Genomic DNA, 16,589 nt, shown 5'->3' with positions numbered 1-16,589 from the left:
GGTATTTTTGCCGGGAAGATTGTACATTTAAAAAATAAATTGGCGGAAGAGGGGGAGCGTTATGAAACGACTAACCGTTTTTTGTGGTTCGAGCACCGGGGCACACGCTGGCTATCAAGAAGGTGCGCGTCAGTTGGGAAAAGCGTTGGCAAAGCGAAACATGACACTCGTATATGGCGGCGCAAGCGTCGGAATGATGGGGGTTTTGGCAAATGCAGTACTGGAAAACAGCGGCGAGGTTATTGGGGTGATGCCGAAAATGTTAGAAGAACGGGAAATATCACACCCTAATTTATCTGATTTATTGGTTGTTGAAACGATGCATGAACGCAAAGCTAAGATGTCTGAATTGGGAGAGGGGTTTATTGCTTTGCCCGGCGGCCCCGGAACATTGGAGGAATTCATGGAGATGTTTACCCAGGCGCAGTTGGGGGCGCATCAGAAGCCTTGTGGGTTGTTGAATCTTCATCACTATTATGATCCGCTGATTAATCTATTTAATCATATGGCAGATCAGCAATTTTTACCTGAAAACCACCGTTCGACGATTCTCGTAGATCATGATCCGGAATCCCTGCTGGAAAAGTTCAATACTTATCAGCCACCCGCTGTTAAGACATATTCTGCAAAAGACAAACAAAAGGGACGGGGGAAATAAGAAGTCTGAAACGTTGTTCGAAGTGCTGGGTGAGGTGCTATGACTTGTCGTCCCGAATAATTTATACCGTCCCGCGTTTCACTGTAGATTTTATGAGTATGGTAGTTTATAATAGGGTTCATCAATGACGTTCTCGTTGGACACTGGACAAAGGGAGGGTGTAACCGTGACGAGCGAACAAAACGACCAGATTTTGCAGGCTATTAAAGAATTGCACGATCAGATGAATGTCGGTTTTGCGAAAATCGATAAGCGGTTTGAAGAGGTCGACAAACGATTTGAGAAGATAGATAAACGATTTGAAGAGGTCGACAGAAAATTTGAAGAGGTTGATAAGCGATTTGACGCCATGGATGAAAAAATGAACAAGTTGCAGGCAGGTATGGATATTATTGCCAGAAAAAATTTTGAAAATGAAACTGAGATTTATAGAGTCAAAAAGGCGATCGGTCAGCAATAAATGAAACGCAGTCCAGCGGGGCTGCATTTTTTTATTGCTGGGGGAGTAACCATGGGCGCGCGAGACAAAACATGTTCCCGAGAGCGCAAACATGTTCCGGAGGGCCGAAACATGTTCCCGAGAGCCGAAACATGTTCCCGAGAGCGCAAACATGTTCCGGAGGGCCGAAACATGTTCCCGAGAGCCGAAACATGTTCCCGAGAGCCAAAACGTGTTCCCGAGAGCCGAAACATGTTCCCGAGAGCCGAAACATGTTCCCGAGAGCGCAACCATGGGCGCGCGAGTCGTAAAAGGGAAAGTGCCGGTTACGCGCTTCCAAATTATAATCAGGCGCACCGGTGCGGCATTCGCCTCGTCTTATAGTGAGTGCCGAATTTTTTCTTATGCGGTCATCCATAATTTATACTTTCTGACGTTATGAAAAATCACTTTGCCTTTTCCCTGTTTCCAGGTATAATAGAATCGTTTGGGGCGTGCCTCCAAACCGTGGTTCGAGACCATCCCACGCTAAAAAACTAAGGAGTGATATGATTGAATACGAAAACACTGGTAGCCAATGCACTGGTTGCTGCTGCTTATGTCGCGGTGTCATTGGTTGCTGCACCAATTGCATTCTCAAGCATTCAGTTCCGCATCCCCGAAATGTTTAACCACCTTGTTGTCTTCAATAGAAAATATTTTTTCGGTATTGTACTGGGCGTCTTGCTCACCAATTTATTCTCGCCGACCGGCGTCTACGATCTGGTGTTTGGTGTCGCTCATAGTGCCCTTTCACTCGGTATTGTCCTATTACTGGCCATGTTCATCAAGCATAAGATGACCTTACTTGTCATAAACACGATTGTTTTTACCTTTAATATGTTTATTATTGCGTTCGAACTTTATCTCGCGGCGGATCTGCCATTCCTGTTGACATGGCTGACGACGGCTGCAGGTGAATTCGGTATTATGGCAATCGGGATCCCGGTTATGTATGCACTGAACAAGAAACTGGATTTCCATCACTTAATAGAAAGACATTAATATTCTTAAACGACTCTCCGCCATAAAGGTGGGGAGTTTAATTTACTCCTAGCACGGTCTGTCCCTAAAAGCATACATGATTTGTCCATGCTCTGAATAGCTATAAAGAAAGAGATGCTCAGCAGGGGGAGTCATTATGCTGCAATTCATTCTAGAGTTGTTCACGAGCGGGGAAATCGCCGACGATATTTTAGCAAATCCAACGACAGAGTTTATCTTTATGATTCTGTTCATCATCTTTTTCCTCGCCGTTTTAGTTCATATCAGTCTATTTACGAAACTCAAAAATTTACGGAATCATATCACGGCAACGAATGGTTTGGATATGGAACCACTGAACACCTTTAAAGCCCAGTATGACCGGATTCGGGCTGAAGAATCGGTGAAACCGGAGACCTTTGTCCAGGAGAAGTTTTCCGGCTGGCGCGTGTTTAACGTGCCGGTTATCAATCTGATCAAAATGGTGCAGATGACCGTTTCTGTCTTTATACTGATTGGCGTGCTGGGAACGTTTATCGGTCTGACCATCGCGCTTGGCAGTATCAATGCTACAGGCAGTCAATTGGTGGAAAATATCGCTGCTGTTCTGTCGGGCATTGATGTGGCGTTTTATACAAGTATTGCGGGTATGGGACTGTCACTAATCATGACTGTCCTGATCAAAGTGTTGAATACGGAGCATATGCTGACAGATATCATGTTAAAAGTCGAATCTCGCCTGGAAGGGGATGAACAGGACGGGATCAACCGGCTGATTGACGTGTCGGAAGGAATTAATCAATCCATTCAGCATCTGCAGGAAACGAATCAGCAGTCATTGACAGGAATTGAACAAGCATTTGCGGGATTTCAGGAATATACGAGCGGGCTGCAACAATCGGCGAAAGATCTGGCGGCATTTAACGACGGGTTATCGAGCAATCTGGAAGACTTCCAGGAACTGTTTCACCATATGAAAGACGTAACCGATGGATTTGGTGAATCTACCACCAAATTGAACAACAATTTTGCATCGCTGTTTTCCTATTTTAAAAAGATGGACAGTAAAAATGAACGGATGGCTAAAGCTTTTGAGCATACATACGAACGTGTCAAAGACGTATCGGAAGCGCAGACTGCTGCCCTGAACAGTTTTGAGGAGTCGGTTGAGGAACTGAAATCCTTTACAGGTTCAATGGCAGAAGAGCAGGCTTCCATGCATACGGCATTTGAAAAAATCATGCAGGAGAGCAGCAACCTGGCTGAAAAAATGGCGGCACATAATCAGGCGTTTAAACAGGTATTCGGACATGACCTCAGTGCTAAACTCAGTGGAATCATCACGAATTTGGGTGCGTTGTCCAAGGATTTTGATAAAATGGGAGGCTCGATCAGCCAATTGCCTGAGGCGCTGGAAGTGATTAATCAGACACAAGCAGAATATAAGCATCTTTTGTCCGATCGGTTTGACGAATTGAAAGAGTTTAACCGGACATTTAACCAGCATTTAAAAGCTCATTCCGAGGAATCGAAAACATTTGAACGGCACATGCAGGAAACCGCCCAGACGTATGAGAAACTCGGCATGCAGAATAACCAGTTGATTCAAGAGATAAACAATACCATATCCCAGATGAACCAATCGTTCGACCAGCGCGAAAACCTAGTTGAGGCAAGTGTGGGTATTTTAAAGAACACACTCACCGATTATGTGGCCAATCTGGAAGGAAAACTCGGCGATAAATTGGATAAGGTAACCCGGAACATTCATGATTCGGTTGACGTGACTAATGATGGCATCAAACGGGAATTTCAGGAATTGCGTCGTCTGTCAGAAGATATCCAAGAAAGCAATGCCCGCCATATTCAACAGACGCTTCAGGAGCTCAGCCGTGAGATACAAGGGCTGAATCAGCATTTGCAGCGGATAGGTCAGCAGCCTGAAAACAACAGTGTTAGGTTGAAGCAAAATGGATACTAAATACCAGCGGCTGTTTAAAAAGGAGCAGGATGAGGGGCATTTCTGGCCATCGTTCACCGACCTCCTGACCATTATTTTGTTATGTTTCATCCTGATTTTTATTGCGATGATGATTATCAAATCACTGCAGATTGAAGAGATGAAACAGACGATTGATCAGATTATGGGAGTCCGTTCTGAGCTGGTTGATGACCTGAAGGCGGAATTCAGTGATTCAGCCACGGGCATTGAAGTGGATGAAGAGACAGGTGCCATCATGTTTGATACGGAAATTTTATTTGCCTACGATAAGTCCAAATTAAAGCCCGATTCGTTCCAATTTTTGGACGAATTCGTTCCTAAATACCTGGACATTTTGCTGCAGAGCGGCTATGAAGACTATATTGCGGAGATCATTATCGAAGGGCATACAGATCGGGATGGCAGCTATATGTACAACATGAAGCTCTCACAGGAACGCGCCTACAGTGTCGCGGAGTACATTTTAAGCGACGATTTTCCATATAAAAATATCCAGCAGCATCTTCAGGAAAAGCTGACCGTAAACGGCAAATCCTATTCCGACTTCCGAACGGACGAAGCCGGCAATTACAGTGCCAAAGCCTCCAGAAGAGTGGAGTTTAAATTCCGGCTGAAGGACGAGGAGATTCTGAAGAAAACGCGAGAGATATTGCAGGAGTAGGTGCAGATTCATCATTCCTGTATAGTGAACCGGGTACCCAGGTTGGCGATTTTTGGTGCTTTTGCCGAAGTTCACAATATTGGATAAAATTTCCACCAGCACTGCTGTCGAAATGTACTGACGGATGAGTGCTTTTCCAGTTGCGTGAGCGGCTCATGATAATTGAAACATCATTAAAAAAATTTGTATTTCACTGTCGGCGCATGGTACTGTTTTACAAAAGCACCGACTGAACTGGTGTTAAAGGAACGCGCTGACAGACCGACTGACGGTGCGGCCTGAGGTTTAACAGAGAAAGGTAGATGCGTCATGCCATACATTGCCGTTTTTGATATAGGAACGACGTCGATCAAAGGGGTATTGCTCGATCAGCAGGGAGCTTCACATGGTGTCAGTTCCGTACTATTGGACACCCATTGGGGCGAAAATGGTGAAATAGAACAGAATCCTGATGACTGGTGGGAAGGAATCAAAGAAATTGCCGATAAGTGGTGGAATGTATACGGCATGGACCCGGACCAGATAATCAGCATGACGTTTTCCGGTCAAATGGAGGACGTGATTCCGATAGGGAATAGACGTGAGCGGGCGATTTTGTATTCGGATACACGGGCCGGGGCTGAAGCCGACTGGATCCGGCAAACATGCCCGAGCCTTCAGGATGCCATTGGGAATTCGATTCGTGCATCAACACCGCTGGCAAAATTGCGCTGGATGCAAACCCATCACCCGGATGTGTATCAGCATGCGTCGCAATTCGTTTTCAGCGCGAAAGATTATATCATTTACAAACTGACCGGTGCTGTGGTAACTGATCCGACAACAGGTGCCACAACCGGTATGATGAATTTGGATACGCGTCAATGGGAAAAAGACAGTATCTGTATAGCAGGGGTTGATCCGGCTAAACTACCGGCACTTGTGCCATCAGAGGAAACAGCGGGTTATGTCACAAAAGCAGCTGCTGAGCAAACCGATTTTTTAGCGCATACGCCGGTTGTGTGCGGGAGCGGTGATGCGGGTGCTTCAACCATCGGAGCGGGCGCTGTCCATCAGGGTGACAGTTATGTCTATATCGGAACGACCGGATGGGCAGCTGTTGTCCGGGACAACGTGCAGTCGAAGGAATCTCTCGACGGTATGTTTCATCTGGCACATTTGCCGGAAAATACTGTTATTGCTATCGCGCCGCTATTAAATGCGGGAAATGTCCATCGCTGGGCGGTTCAAACGTTTGTGGGCACGGCTGAAGCAGCCCATTACGAAGCTTTTGAAAACATGGTACAGACCTCCCTGCCCGGTAGCAACGGTCTGATCTTTTTGCCGTATGTATACGGGGAAAGATGTCCGGTTCATGATAGGGACGCAAAGGGAGCCTTTTGGGGAATTGGACCAACTGTCGCGAAACATGATTTTGCTCGGGCGGTGATGGAAGGCCTGTCGTTCTCTTTTAAGCAAATCATAGACGCCTTAACTGCCGGTGCAGCAGGGACCATTACCCTGATAGGCGGCGGAACCCGGAGTGCTTCTTGGTGTCAAATGCTGGCTGATTGCATCGGAAGGCCGGTACGTGTTCCTGCTGATAGTGAGTACATGCCGGCTATAGGCGCTGCGGCCGCTGCATTTATTGCGTCAGGCTGGGCAAGTGATTACCGGGATTTTGCCCGTAACATTATCATGCCTGCAGCTGCAGCGGTCTACGAACCCGACCAGAGCCGTTATGAACAGTATCAGGAAATCTATCAGTGCTACATGGAAATGTATCCGGCTTTGCGCCCTATTTATCATACGTACAAGCAGTGAGACTTCGCTTCCGTAACGCGGGTAAAAGTGACTATCAATCTATGAATCTTAACACGACGGGGTGTTGAACCGGAGTTTATAGGCGGTTCCATCCCGTGTTGTTTTCGGTATTTGGCTAATGGTTGGTGGTCATTTTTCACAATCTTTTCGATGTTTCACTCACTTGCTGCATGGGTACATAACAAATATGAGTTCATACAAAGGAGTTAATAACGATGCGTAACTATACGAAACATTATATTAATGGCGAATGGGTGGAATCGACAGGATCCGAAACAATGGATGTGATTAACCCTGCTACAGAAGAGGTCACCGGTCGTATCAGTGCCGGAACCAAAGAGGATCTGAATAAGGCGGTTCAGGCTGCACGTGAAGCCTTTCCTTCATTCTCTTCAACATCAGTGGCATACCGGGTTGAACTGCTTGAAAATATTGCCAAAGAATATGAAAAACGGAAAGATGACCTTATCGAGGTGATGACAGAAGAACTTGGCTCGCCGGTTGCTCTTACTGAAAACGTTCACTATAACATGGGGCTGCAGCACTTTAAACAAGCGGCACAGCAACTGCGGGATTTTGAATTTACCGAGCAGCGTGGGGATACCCTCATTCAGAAATTGCCGGTTGGGGTTGCTGGTCTCATTACACCATGGAACTTTCCAACCAACCAGACGTCAACAAAATTAGCAAGCGCGTTTGCAGCTGGCAGTACAGTTGTTCTAAAACCCGCAGAGCTAACACCTTATGCAGCAGTGCTTCTGGCGGAAATTTTTGAAGAAGCCGGCGTGCCTAAAGGCGTTTTTAATCTGATCAACGGAACAGGGGAAACCATTGGAAATAGCATTAGCTCCCATCCGGATATTGATTTTGTTTCGTTTACCGGATCCGGTGGTGTCGGACAGAAAATCACAGAGAATGCAGCAAAAGACATTAAGAAGGTGTCGCTGGAACTTGGTGGAAAGTCGCCACTTGTTATCCTGGATGATGCCGATGTGAAAAAAGCGGCTAAAACTGCGGTGGCGAACGTTGTCATGAATACTGGTCAGGTTTGTACAGCGGCAACACGTACGCTTGTTCCAAAATCCATGCATGATGACTTTATCGAAGCGGTAAAAGAAGTCCTTCCGCAGTTCCCTGTGGGTGATCCTTATGGTGAAGGAAACTTCATGGGGCCTCTTGTTGCTCAAAAACAGTGGGATCGTGTCCAATCGTATATTGAAAAAGGAATAGAAGAAGGAGCAACACTTGTTACCGGCGGTCAAGGCAAACCCGATGGACTGGAAGCAGGCTATTACGTCAAGCTGACTGTATTCACCAATGTCACGAACGACATGGTTATTGCCCAGGACGAAATTTTTGGGCCAGTGATGTCTGTGATCACCTATGATGATATTGATGAAGCGATCGACATTGCCAATGACACCGTATATGGGTTAGCCGGATACGTCGTTGGTGAGGATAAGGATGCTCTTCGTAAAGTTGCTACAAGTATACGGGCAGGTCAGATTACCGTGAACGATGGCGACACGGACTTCTCCGCACCATTTGGCGGCTTTAAACAATCAGGAAATGGCCGCGAGTGGGGCGACTATGGCATTGATGAATATCTTGAACCAAGAGCGATCATGGGTTTACCCGTGTAAAGATTTAAATACGCGTCCAGCCGGGAATAGGGCTGGACGATTTTTTTACAACGTCAGAAAGTGTAAAATGGTTGACCTTATAAGCTACGGCATTCGCTATAAGACGAGGCGAATGCCGAGTTTTTCTAATAACGTCAGAAAGTGTACATGATGGGCGACCTTACAAAGAGGTTCGACATTCGCTGTAAAACGTGACGAATGCCGTATTTATCGGCGGATCCTTTCTTGCGCTATTCGCGTTGATTCAAGCTTGTCAGGCAGGTTGGCGGTTCCCCATTCCGCTATTTGTGTTAATTCAAGCTTTTCAAGCACGTTGCCGGTTCCTGATTCCGCTATTCGCCCTTTTTACCATAGTTTGGCCCTGTTTTTACCCGAATAGCGGAATGAGGATTCATTGCAACAGTCATTAGGGCGATTTTTGTCCATTTAGCGGAATGAGGATCCGTTCTGTTCGAAACCTCCAGCTTCAGTGGATCCTCTCTCGTTTGCTTCTTGGAAATGCGGGTCTGGGCAGGGTGGCTACGCAGCGGAATTCTGATGGTAATACGGCATTTTGAGAGTTTTTTAGATCATGTGCTAACATGAACCAGGCTTACGTTTCTCATTCCGCTTGCTTGAGTACTTAGCCAATAACCGCTCGCATTCCTGCCACTCTGCTGAATCAAGAGCATCCGATTTACTTTTCTGTTGTTTCTCTAATTCCTGCTTCCGCTTATGTTCATGGAACCAAGCGGGTATGATGTCACTTTGCGTCCGGGGCGGTTGTTGATGATTGTGCCGGTTTCGGAAGGCCATTTCATCAGCAGCCGCCTGTTCGACGGTGGTAATACCTTTTTTGGCCCAGGCTTTCAGAATGCCCTTCACATAGCGCCATGTGGTTTTTTGCTGTTCCAGAGCACGCTTCATGGCATCGAGTACCAGCGTTTCCCCCAGGTCGTTGATCCAATGGCAAATATCCTCGGCAACATAGGAACCGGCCACGCCAAAATTATCCTGGTAGAATCGGATAGCATCGTTGGTTGTTGTGGTTGGGTTTGGTTTCTCTTTTGTTTTATTTTCGGTTATGTATGGTTTAACTAATGGGTCCGCACTGTGGTCCATAATGTCGCCCGCCTTGTGGTCCGCACAGTGGTCCGCGTTGTTTTCCGTATTGCCGTCCGACTCCCGGTCGACTGTTTGGTTTTCGGTGGGTTCGTTAGTGGACTCGTTAATGATATCGATGGGTGGATCCGGATGGCCTGTTTGAGTTGGCGGCTCTGTATCGTTTGCCGGGTGTATCTGTAATGGCGCGCCGGCAGCTGCCGCATGTGGCTGAATCTCCTCTATTTCTGTAAAGCTGCTGACTTGGTACGTTGCTCTGATTTGTGAAATCATTTGATAGACGGCTGCTTGATTGCCACTGCGCGATGTGACGCGGATGTATCCTTTTTCCTGGAGCTCATCGCGTGCGCGTTTGAAGGAAGTCCCTTTGATGCCGGATTTCAATTCAATGAGGGAAGCAGGAACAGCGAATGTCTTTTGCCATCCTGACAGATTGTTGAAATGCATCAAAGTATTCCAAAGCGCAACAGCCGATCCTGACAGGGGATTGAAAATGATCTGTTGATAGAAAGCGTTCAATTTTTTTAAATAGTTCATGTCGATTCTCCTTGCTAAATATTTTATATGAGAGTGGGGGTGTTACAACTCAGTATCACCGTGCAGCAGTACTTCGCAACTATGCGGATCGTTTAATTTTTTCTTCACTTGCCGCCCCCAGTTTTTAACCGCTTCAACTGTCGTATGTTCTTGTTCAGCGATTTGTTTGCAGGACATGTCGTGAATGATAAAGCATTCCACCCATGTCCATTGTTTGTCAGTCAATTGAGAACGGAGCACTTCCCAGTGACTGGTGTCGTCCAGTGGAAGAGAGTAATAGGCGGCAATGGCATGCGAACCTTCCGCAGACCGGTGATAGTTGCCATCGGTGTACTGTGTTGTTTGTTCGTGAATAGCTTTCCTGGTCACGTCTTCCCAACGGGTCTCGCGGCGCATGCGGTCAATCAGGCGGTTCCGGATGATATAATTGAAATACGTTGCCATGGGCCCTTTATCCGGCTGGTACGATTCATGGGCATTCCAGAGCGCGATCAACCCTTCCTGGAAAAATTCCTGATGCGGATCTTGAATGTGCATTTTGTGAATCTGATAGTGAATTCGCCGCTTGTTTTGCTCGAAAACGTCGTCAAAAGTCAATTGATTGTCCATATGATAGCTCCTTTGCAATTTGGGTAGATTGCTTTCACCCCTATAATCGAAAGAAGCAGTGAAAAAGTGGCATCGTTTGAGGAAAAATTTTATTAATTGAATATTAATGAAGCTAACTATCGAGGAAGATTTAATTGTGATTTATATAAAACAGGTATTGTGATCCTATAGTAAAAAAGTAAAATCGGCTGATATTTATGAAATGATTCTGCCTGTTATAGAGAAAGTAAAAAAAGATTAAGTCTATTTTGTTTACTTTTGTTTATAATTGTTGACTTTTGCATCCAATAAATCTATTGTTGTATATGACAACGTTTCCATGAACGGTGAGATAATTTTAAAAAGCAGTTTCAAATACTGCTATGGTGGAGGGTCAGTATGGTTAAATGCAGCTTGGCGATGGATATTGGAGCTTCAAGTGGTAAAATGTTTGCAGGCTATATGGAAAATGGGAAATTAAATATAAAGGAAGTTCATCGTTTCGAAAATAAAATTATCAAAAAGGATGAGCATTTTTGCTGGGATTTACAAGCACTGTATGCCGAAATTGTGACAGGCACACATGTAAGTCGAGATCAGGGATTCACGCCAAAAAGTATAGGGATTGATACTTGGGCCGTTGATTTTGTTCTATTGGATGAAAAAGATGAGTTGCTCACAGATGCTGTATCTTATCGTGATCCGAGAACAGACGGTATGATGGAGGAAGTCTTTCAGCTTATTAGCAAAGAGCGATTATACCTGGAAACAGGAATTCAGTTTCAAAAGTTTAATACGATCTATCAATTGTATTATCTTAAAAAGCATCATCCGGAAATACTTAATAAAGCAAAGTCATTTTTAATGATACCGGATTATTTAAATTATCTGTTGACTGGGAAGAAAGCAAATGAATATACCAATGCAACTTCTACACAATTGGTTAATGCATTTACGAAGAAGTGGGATAAAGAATTACTTGGTCAATTAGGAATTAATAAGGAAATGTTTATGGAAATTTTCCCGCCTAAATCAGAATTAGGGAAACTCAAGCCGGAATTATCCAGCGAATTTGGCTTTGATATGCAGGTGCTGCTGCCTGCCACACATGATACTGGCTCAGCAGTAGTATCTGTTCTCGAATCGGATGATACGATTTTTATTAGTTCAGGCACTTGGTCTTTAATTGGTGTGGAAAATAATTTCCCGATTTGTGTCACGAAAGCGCTGGACTATAATTTCACAAATGAAGGCGGCATTAATTATCGCTTCCGCTTCTTGAAAAATACTATGGGGCTTTGGATGATCCAGGAAATAAAAAGAAATTATAATGATCGCTATAGTTTCGCTGATTTTGCAAAAATGGCTGAAGAGACGGGCGATTTTCATTCAACGGTTAATGTTGATGACGATAGATTCCTTAAACCAAAAAACATGATAGAAGAGGTTCAAAAGTATTGCAGTGAAACGAACCAAGTTATTCCGAAGACTCCAGGCCAAGTAACAAAATGTGTGTTTGATAGTTTAGCTAAAAGTTATCAAACAGCAATTAATCAAATTGAAGAAATTTATGAAAAGGAATTCAAAACGATTAATGTAATTGGTGGTGGGTCGCAAAACGAAATGTTAAACCAATTAATAGCCGATACCACTGAAAAAGAAGTATTTGCAGGACCATCTGAAGCTACTGCCATAGGTAATCTGGTTTCCCAATTGATTGGTTTGGGAGAAATAGAAAATTTAAATAAAGCCAGACAAATCGTTAAGAACTCTTTTGAAATGAAGGTATTTAGGAGTAAACACAAAACGGAGGGATTAAAATGACCATTCAAGAAAATTATCAGGAAGCTAAAAAACACTATGAAAAATGGGGAATCGATGTTGACGCAGCGTTAGAGCAGTTAAAGCAGGTACCCATTTCAATTCATTGCTGGCAGGGTGATGATATCGGCGGATTTGAAGCCGATCAACAAGAATTATCGGGTGGAATTGACGTAACCGGGAATTATCCCGGAAAAGCAGCTACGCCTGAAGAATTAAGAAGTGATTTGGAAAAAGCGCTTTCGCTTATTCCCGGCAAGCATCGCATTAATTTGCATGCCATCTATGGCGAAACAAATGGTAAAGTAGTTGATCGGGATGAAATTAAGCCCGAACACTTTAAGAATTGGGTTGATTGGGCGAAAAAACATGAATTAGGACTGGATTTCAACCCAACGTTTTTCTCACATTCAAAAGCAGATGACGGTTTAACATTGGCACATCCCGATAAAAAAATTAGAGATTTTTGGATTCGTCATGCGATTGCGAGCCGCAGAATTGGTGAATATTTCGGCAGGGAGCTGGGTACACCAGCGTTAACGAACATTTGGATTCCGGATGGCTATAAGGATATCCCAAGTGATCGTTTGACACCAAGAAAAAGATTAAAAGATTCTTTAGATGAAGTATTTTCAGTAGAGACTGATGAAAAATACAATGTTGACGCGATGGAAAGCAAACTGTTTGGTATTGGCTCAGAGGCTTATGTTGTCGGGTCACATGAGTTTTACATGGGTTACGCCCTGAAGAACAATAAGTTATGCTTGCTGGATACAGGACACTATCATCCGACCGAGGTCGTTTCCAATAAAATTTCGGCTATGCTCTTATATAGTGATCAACTTGCATTGCATGTGTCACGGCCGGTTCGCTGGGACAGTGATCATGTTATTATCTTAGATGACGAACTGCGTGAAATTGGCTTGGAACTTGTCCGCAATGATGCATTGGATAAAGTGTCGATTGGTCTGGATTTCTTTGACGCTAGCATTAATCGTGTTGCAGCATGGACAATCGGAACGCGGAATATGATAAAGGCATTGTTATATGCTTTGTTGACGCCAAATGAACATTTGAAACAATTACAAGAAGAAGGGAACTTTACCGAGAGATTGGCATTGATGGAAGAGTTAAAAACATATCCATTTGGTGCTATATGGGATTATTATTGTGAGCAAATGGGTGTGCCGGTAAAAGAGGCGTGGCTGGATGAGGTTAATAAATATGAGAAATCTGTTTTGTCTCAAAGAAAACAATAGATTTAGTGCAAAATCAAAAGTAAATAAAAATATTAAAAAATAAACAAAATAATGATACACTTACGTAAGAATTATATACAGGAGGTTGTTCTATTGGTACAAAATCGTTGGGATAACAATAAAACTAATTTTGAAACAGGATTAGATGAACTTGTATACCGCTCAAATTTGTTAGGTCAAGACCGATCAGTCGCTAACTGGGGCGGCGGAAATACATCTGCAAAAACAACAGAAACAGACTTTAAAGGCGATGAAATCGAAGTAATGTGGGTAAAAGGAAGTGGTTCTGATCTTGCAACAATGGGGGCAAAAAACTTCACCGGTTTAAAAATGGAAGATATTAGACCGTTAATGAAAAAAGATGATATGTCCGATGAAGACATGGTGGAGTATTTGTCACATTGCATGATTGATTCAAAACATCCGCGCTCTTCCATTGAAACATTGCTTCATGCATTTTTGCCATTTAAACATGTTGATCATACCCATCCTGATGCCATCGTTAGTATTGCGTGTGCTGATAATGGAGAGGAAATAGCAAAAGAAATTTATGGTGACCGTTTTGTTTGGATACCATATATTCGTCCGGGATTTAAGCTCTCTAAAATGATTGCTGAAGGTGTTCAAAACAATCCAAACGCTGACTTGGTAATCATGGAAAAGCATGGACTTGTAACATGGGGGGCAGCTTCTAAAGAAAGCTATGACAAAACCATTTCTGTTATTCAGGAGGCTGAGAATTACTTTGAAGCCAAAGCAAAAGGCAAAACACTTTTTGGTGGACAAAAATACAATTCATTGAGCAAAGAAGAGCGAGAAACTATCCTTGCACAAGTACTGCCAGTTATTCGCGGACAGGTTAGCTCCGATAAAAAAATGATTGTTACAAATGATGATAGTAAAGCGGTTCTCGAGTTTGTAAACAGTGAACATGCTAAAGAGCTGTCACAAATTGGTGCTGCTTGTCCGGATCACCTTGTTCATACAAAACGGGCTCCGTTGTATGTAGAGTGGGAACCGGCAGGTAAGGATATTGATAGTTTAATTGAAGCTATTAAATCAGGTGTCGCAGCATTTAAGGAAGAATATATTGCTTACTTTGAACGGAATAAATCAGAAGGAGACAAAATCACTGAGACAGCTCCACGTGTCATGTTAATTCCCGGCATTGGTATGGTGAATACAGGCAAGAGCTGGTCGGCTGCTAATGTAAGTGAATCGTTGTACCATCGAGCGGTAGCCGTGATGCGTGGTGCTACACTGCTTGGGAATTTTATATCCCTTAATGAGGCCGAGTCCTACGCTATCGAATATTGGCAGCTGGAGCTTTATAAATTAAGCTTAGCACCACCGGAAGCTGAGTTTTCCCGTCAAGTTGCATTTGTAACCGGCGGTGCTGGTGGTATCGGAAGCGCAACTTGTAAACGTCTACTATCAGAAGGGGCTCATGTCGTAGTTGCTGATATCGATTTAGAAGGGGCTCAAAACCTGGCGAACGAAATCAATGAACGCTACGGTCAAAACCGTGCATTTGCGGTGAAAATGGATGTTACGAAAGAGGAAGAGGTAGAAGCAGCTTTCAAGAGTTCTGTTCTGAGATATGGCGGATTAGATATAATTGTCAACAATGCTGGATTGGCAAGTTCCAGTAAGTTTGAAGACACGACCATGGAAAAATGGAATTTGAATATCAATGTTCTGGTAACTGGATATTTCCTCGTTGCAAGAGAAGCGTTTAAGCTTATGAAAGAACAGGAAATCGGCGGCAGCATGGTTTTTGTTGGTTCGAAAAACTCCATCTATGCTGGTAAAAACGCAGCCGCTTATAGTACAGCTAAAGCTTCTGAAGTACATCTTGCCAGAACAGTTGCTGCAGATGGCGGCCAACATGGTATCCGTGTTAACTCTGTTTTGCCTGATGCTGTCATCCGTGGTTCGAAAATTTGGGACTCAAATTGGAAAGAGGAACGAGCGTCCTCATATGGGATTGAAGCGGATGAGCTAGAAGAGCATTACAGAAAACGTACGATTCTAAATGTTAATATTCTCCCGGAAGACATTGCAGAATCGATAGCGTTTTTATCTTCTTCTAAAGCGGCTAAAACAACAGGCTGTATGATAACTGTTGATGGTGGTGTAGCAGCGGCATTCACTAGGTAAGTGAACATCACAAATTCTCTGTGTCTTTGTAGGGAGTTGAATATTTAATCAAAACACAGATATCTGGTAGTAAAGGAAGGTTAAGTCAATGCTTGTAGCTGAGAGACAGCAAAATATTGTGGAAATGGTAAATGAACGAAAAAGTATACGTGTGACAGAATTAAGTCGAATTTTTTCAGTAACCGAGGAAACTATACGAAGGGATTTAGAAAAGTTAGAAAAAGAGGGGAAGCTGTCACGCAGTCATGGGGGAGCGATCAGTGTGACCTCGCCTGATTCATTGGAAGTCCCTTATTTCGAACGAGAGATAATGAACGTTAATGAGAAAAGAGAGATTGCGGTCGAAGCAGTTAAACAAGTGGCAGAAGGAGATAAGTTAATCTTAGATGCGAGTACTACCGCTTGGTATATGGCAAAATCGCTTCCGAATATTTCATTAACGATATTAACCAATTCTATTAAGGTAGCCATGGAGTTGAGCTCAAAACATCAAATCACAGTTATATCTACTGGTGGCATATTACTATCCGAGTCATTATCATTCGTCGGCCCGTTAGCTGAAGACTCATTAGATAATTATCACGTTAAAAAAGCATTTATTTCATGCAAGGGACTTCATTTAGATCATGGCATAAGCGAATCGAACGAACAGCAAGCACGAATGAAAAAAAAGATGATTCAGAGCGCTGATAATGTGTATTTAATGATTGATCACAGTAAATTTGGTATCCAAACATTTTCTCATATTAGCAACTTGGGTATGATTAATCATATTATTGCTGATGGTAAAGTAGACGGTCGCTTTATAAAACAGCTGAAAGACAAGTCACTTCATTTAATTAAGGTTTAGATAAAGCCCTTGAGACTGTCAATTAATGATATGATTTTATAAAT

The 16,589-nt window shown here is 43.5% G+C and carries 13 protein-coding genes and 1 riboswitch; of the genes, 11 read left to right on the top strand and 2 right to left on the bottom strand.

What is annotated here, in order from left to right; genetic code table 11:
* Positions 1-61: 61 nt before the first annotated feature.
* The 7 genes from IEW67_RS06325 (at position 62) to IEW67_RS06295 (ending at position 8,229) form a co-directional block, all read left to right on the top strand.
* A complete protein-coding gene (locus tag IEW67_RS06325; protein ID WP_188632216.1) occupies positions 62-658 on the top strand; it encodes an LOG family protein in 597 nt (198 codons plus the stop codon).
* 166 nt (positions 659-824) lie between these two features.
* Positions 825-1,118: a hypothetical protein gene (locus IEW67_RS06320; protein ID WP_188632215.1), complete on the top strand. Its 294-nt coding sequence runs from the start codon at positions 825-827 to the stop codon at positions 1,116-1,118.
* A 480-nt stretch (positions 1,119-1,598) separates the two neighbouring features.
* Positions 1,599-1,643, top strand: a riboswitch (PreQ1 riboswitch).
* 6 nt (positions 1,644-1,649) lie between these two features.
* On the top strand, positions 1,650-2,141 hold the full coding sequence (locus IEW67_RS06315; RefSeq protein WP_188632214.1) for a QueT transporter family protein: 492 nt from the start codon (positions 1,650-1,652) through the stop codon (positions 2,139-2,141).
* Between the two features lie 136 nt (positions 2,142-2,277).
* Complete coding sequence (locus tag IEW67_RS06310; protein WP_188632213.1) at positions 2,278-4,101, top strand: MotA/TolQ/ExbB proton channel family protein; 1,824 nt, start codon at positions 2,278-2,280, stop codon at positions 4,099-4,101.
* Positions 4,091-4,783, top strand: coding sequence for an OmpA family protein (locus IEW67_RS06305; protein WP_188632212.1), 693 nt, complete (start codon positions 4,091-4,093; stop codon positions 4,781-4,783). The genes IEW67_RS06310 and IEW67_RS06305 overlap by 11 nt, the downstream gene beginning before the upstream one ends.
* Before the next feature lie 309 nt (positions 4,784-5,092).
* Complete coding sequence (locus IEW67_RS06300) at positions 5,093-6,586, top strand: xylulokinase (RefSeq protein ID WP_188632211.1); 1,494 nt, start codon at positions 5,093-5,095, stop codon at positions 6,584-6,586.
* A gap of 215 nt (positions 6,587-6,801) precedes the next feature.
* Positions 6,802-8,229: an aldehyde dehydrogenase family protein gene (locus IEW67_RS06295; protein WP_188632210.1), complete on the top strand. Its 1,428-nt coding sequence runs from the start codon at positions 6,802-6,804 to the stop codon at positions 8,227-8,229.
* Between the two features lie 576 nt (positions 8,230-8,805).
* Here the strand turns inward: IEW67_RS06295 and IEW67_RS06290 are convergent.
* Both IEW67_RS06290 and IEW67_RS06285 read right to left on the bottom strand, forming a co-directional pair.
* Positions 8,806-9,867, bottom strand: coding sequence for a DnaD domain-containing protein (locus IEW67_RS06290; protein WP_188632209.1), 1,062 nt, complete (start codon positions 9,865-9,867; stop codon positions 8,806-8,808).
* A gap of 42 nt (positions 9,868-9,909) precedes the next feature.
* Positions 9,910-10,476 (bottom strand): sigma-70 family RNA polymerase sigma factor, encoded by a 567-nt coding sequence (locus IEW67_RS06285; protein WP_188632208.1) that lies wholly within the window; start codon positions 10,474-10,476, stop codon positions 9,910-9,912.
* Between the two features lie 378 nt (positions 10,477-10,854).
* Here IEW67_RS06285 and rhaB point away from each other — a divergent pair, with 378 nt between their 5' ends.
* From rhaB to IEW67_RS06265, 4 genes are all read left to right on the top strand, one after another.
* Positions 10,855-12,279: a rhamnulokinase gene (gene rhaB, locus IEW67_RS06280; protein ID WP_188632207.1), complete on the top strand. Its 1,425-nt coding sequence runs from the start codon at positions 10,855-10,857 to the stop codon at positions 12,277-12,279.
* The gene (rhaA, locus tag IEW67_RS06275) at positions 12,276-13,535 is read left to right on the top strand and encodes an L-rhamnose isomerase (RefSeq protein WP_188632206.1); all 1,260 of its coding nucleotides are present in this window, start codon (positions 12,276-12,278) and stop codon (positions 13,533-13,535) included. Before rhaB ends, rhaA begins: the two co-directional genes overlap by 4 nt.
* A 93-nt stretch (positions 13,536-13,628) precedes the next feature.
* On the top strand, positions 13,629-15,695 hold the full coding sequence (locus IEW67_RS06270; protein WP_229671686.1) for a bifunctional aldolase/short-chain dehydrogenase: 2,067 nt from the start codon (positions 13,629-13,631) through the stop codon (positions 15,693-15,695).
* An 88-nt stretch (positions 15,696-15,783) separates the two neighbouring features.
* Complete coding sequence (locus IEW67_RS06265) at positions 15,784-16,545, top strand: DeoR/GlpR family DNA-binding transcription regulator (protein ID WP_188632204.1); 762 nt, start codon at positions 15,784-15,786, stop codon at positions 16,543-16,545.
* Positions 16,546-16,589 lie beyond the last annotated feature (44 nt).

The sequence above is a fragment of the Lentibacillus kapialis genome (assembly GCF_014646635.1).
GTDB classification, from domain to species: Bacteria; Bacillota; Bacilli; order Bacillales; family Amphibacillaceae; genus Lentibacillus; species Lentibacillus kapialis.
This window is presented reverse-complemented; position numbering and strand designations above follow the sequence as displayed.

Coding starts and splice junctions, on each gene's coding strand:
- IEW67_RS06325 (WP_188632216.1), top strand. CDS start 62: ATGAAACGACTAACCGTTTTTTGTGGTTCGAGCACCGGGGCACACGCT.
- IEW67_RS06310 (WP_188632213.1), top strand. CDS start 2,278: ATGCTGCAATTCATTCTAGAGTTGTTCACGAGCGGGGAAATCGCCGAC.
- IEW67_RS06305 (WP_188632212.1), top strand. CDS start 4,091: ATGGATACTAAATACCAGCGGCTGTTTAAAAAGGAGCAGGATGAGGGG.
- IEW67_RS06300 (WP_188632211.1), top strand. CDS start 5,093: ATGCCATACATTGCCGTTTTTGATATAGGAACGACGTCGATCAAAGGG.
- IEW67_RS06295 (WP_188632210.1), top strand. CDS start 6,802: ATGCGTAACTATACGAAACATTATATTAATGGCGAATGGGTGGAATCG.
- IEW67_RS06290 (WP_188632209.1), bottom strand. CDS start 9,867: ATGAACTATTTAAAAAAATTGAACGCTTTCTATCAACAGATCATTTTC.
- IEW67_RS06285 (WP_188632208.1), bottom strand. CDS start 10,476: ATGGACAATCAATTGACTTTTGACGACGTTTTCGAGCAAAACAAGCGG.
- rhaB (WP_188632207.1), top strand. CDS start 10,855: ATGGTTAAATGCAGCTTGGCGATGGATATTGGAGCTTCAAGTGGTAAA.
- rhaA (WP_188632206.1), top strand. CDS start 12,276: ATGACCATTCAAGAAAATTATCAGGAAGCTAAAAAACACTATGAAAAA.
- IEW67_RS06265 (WP_188632204.1), top strand. CDS start 15,784: ATGCTTGTAGCTGAGAGACAGCAAAATATTGTGGAAATGGTAAATGAA.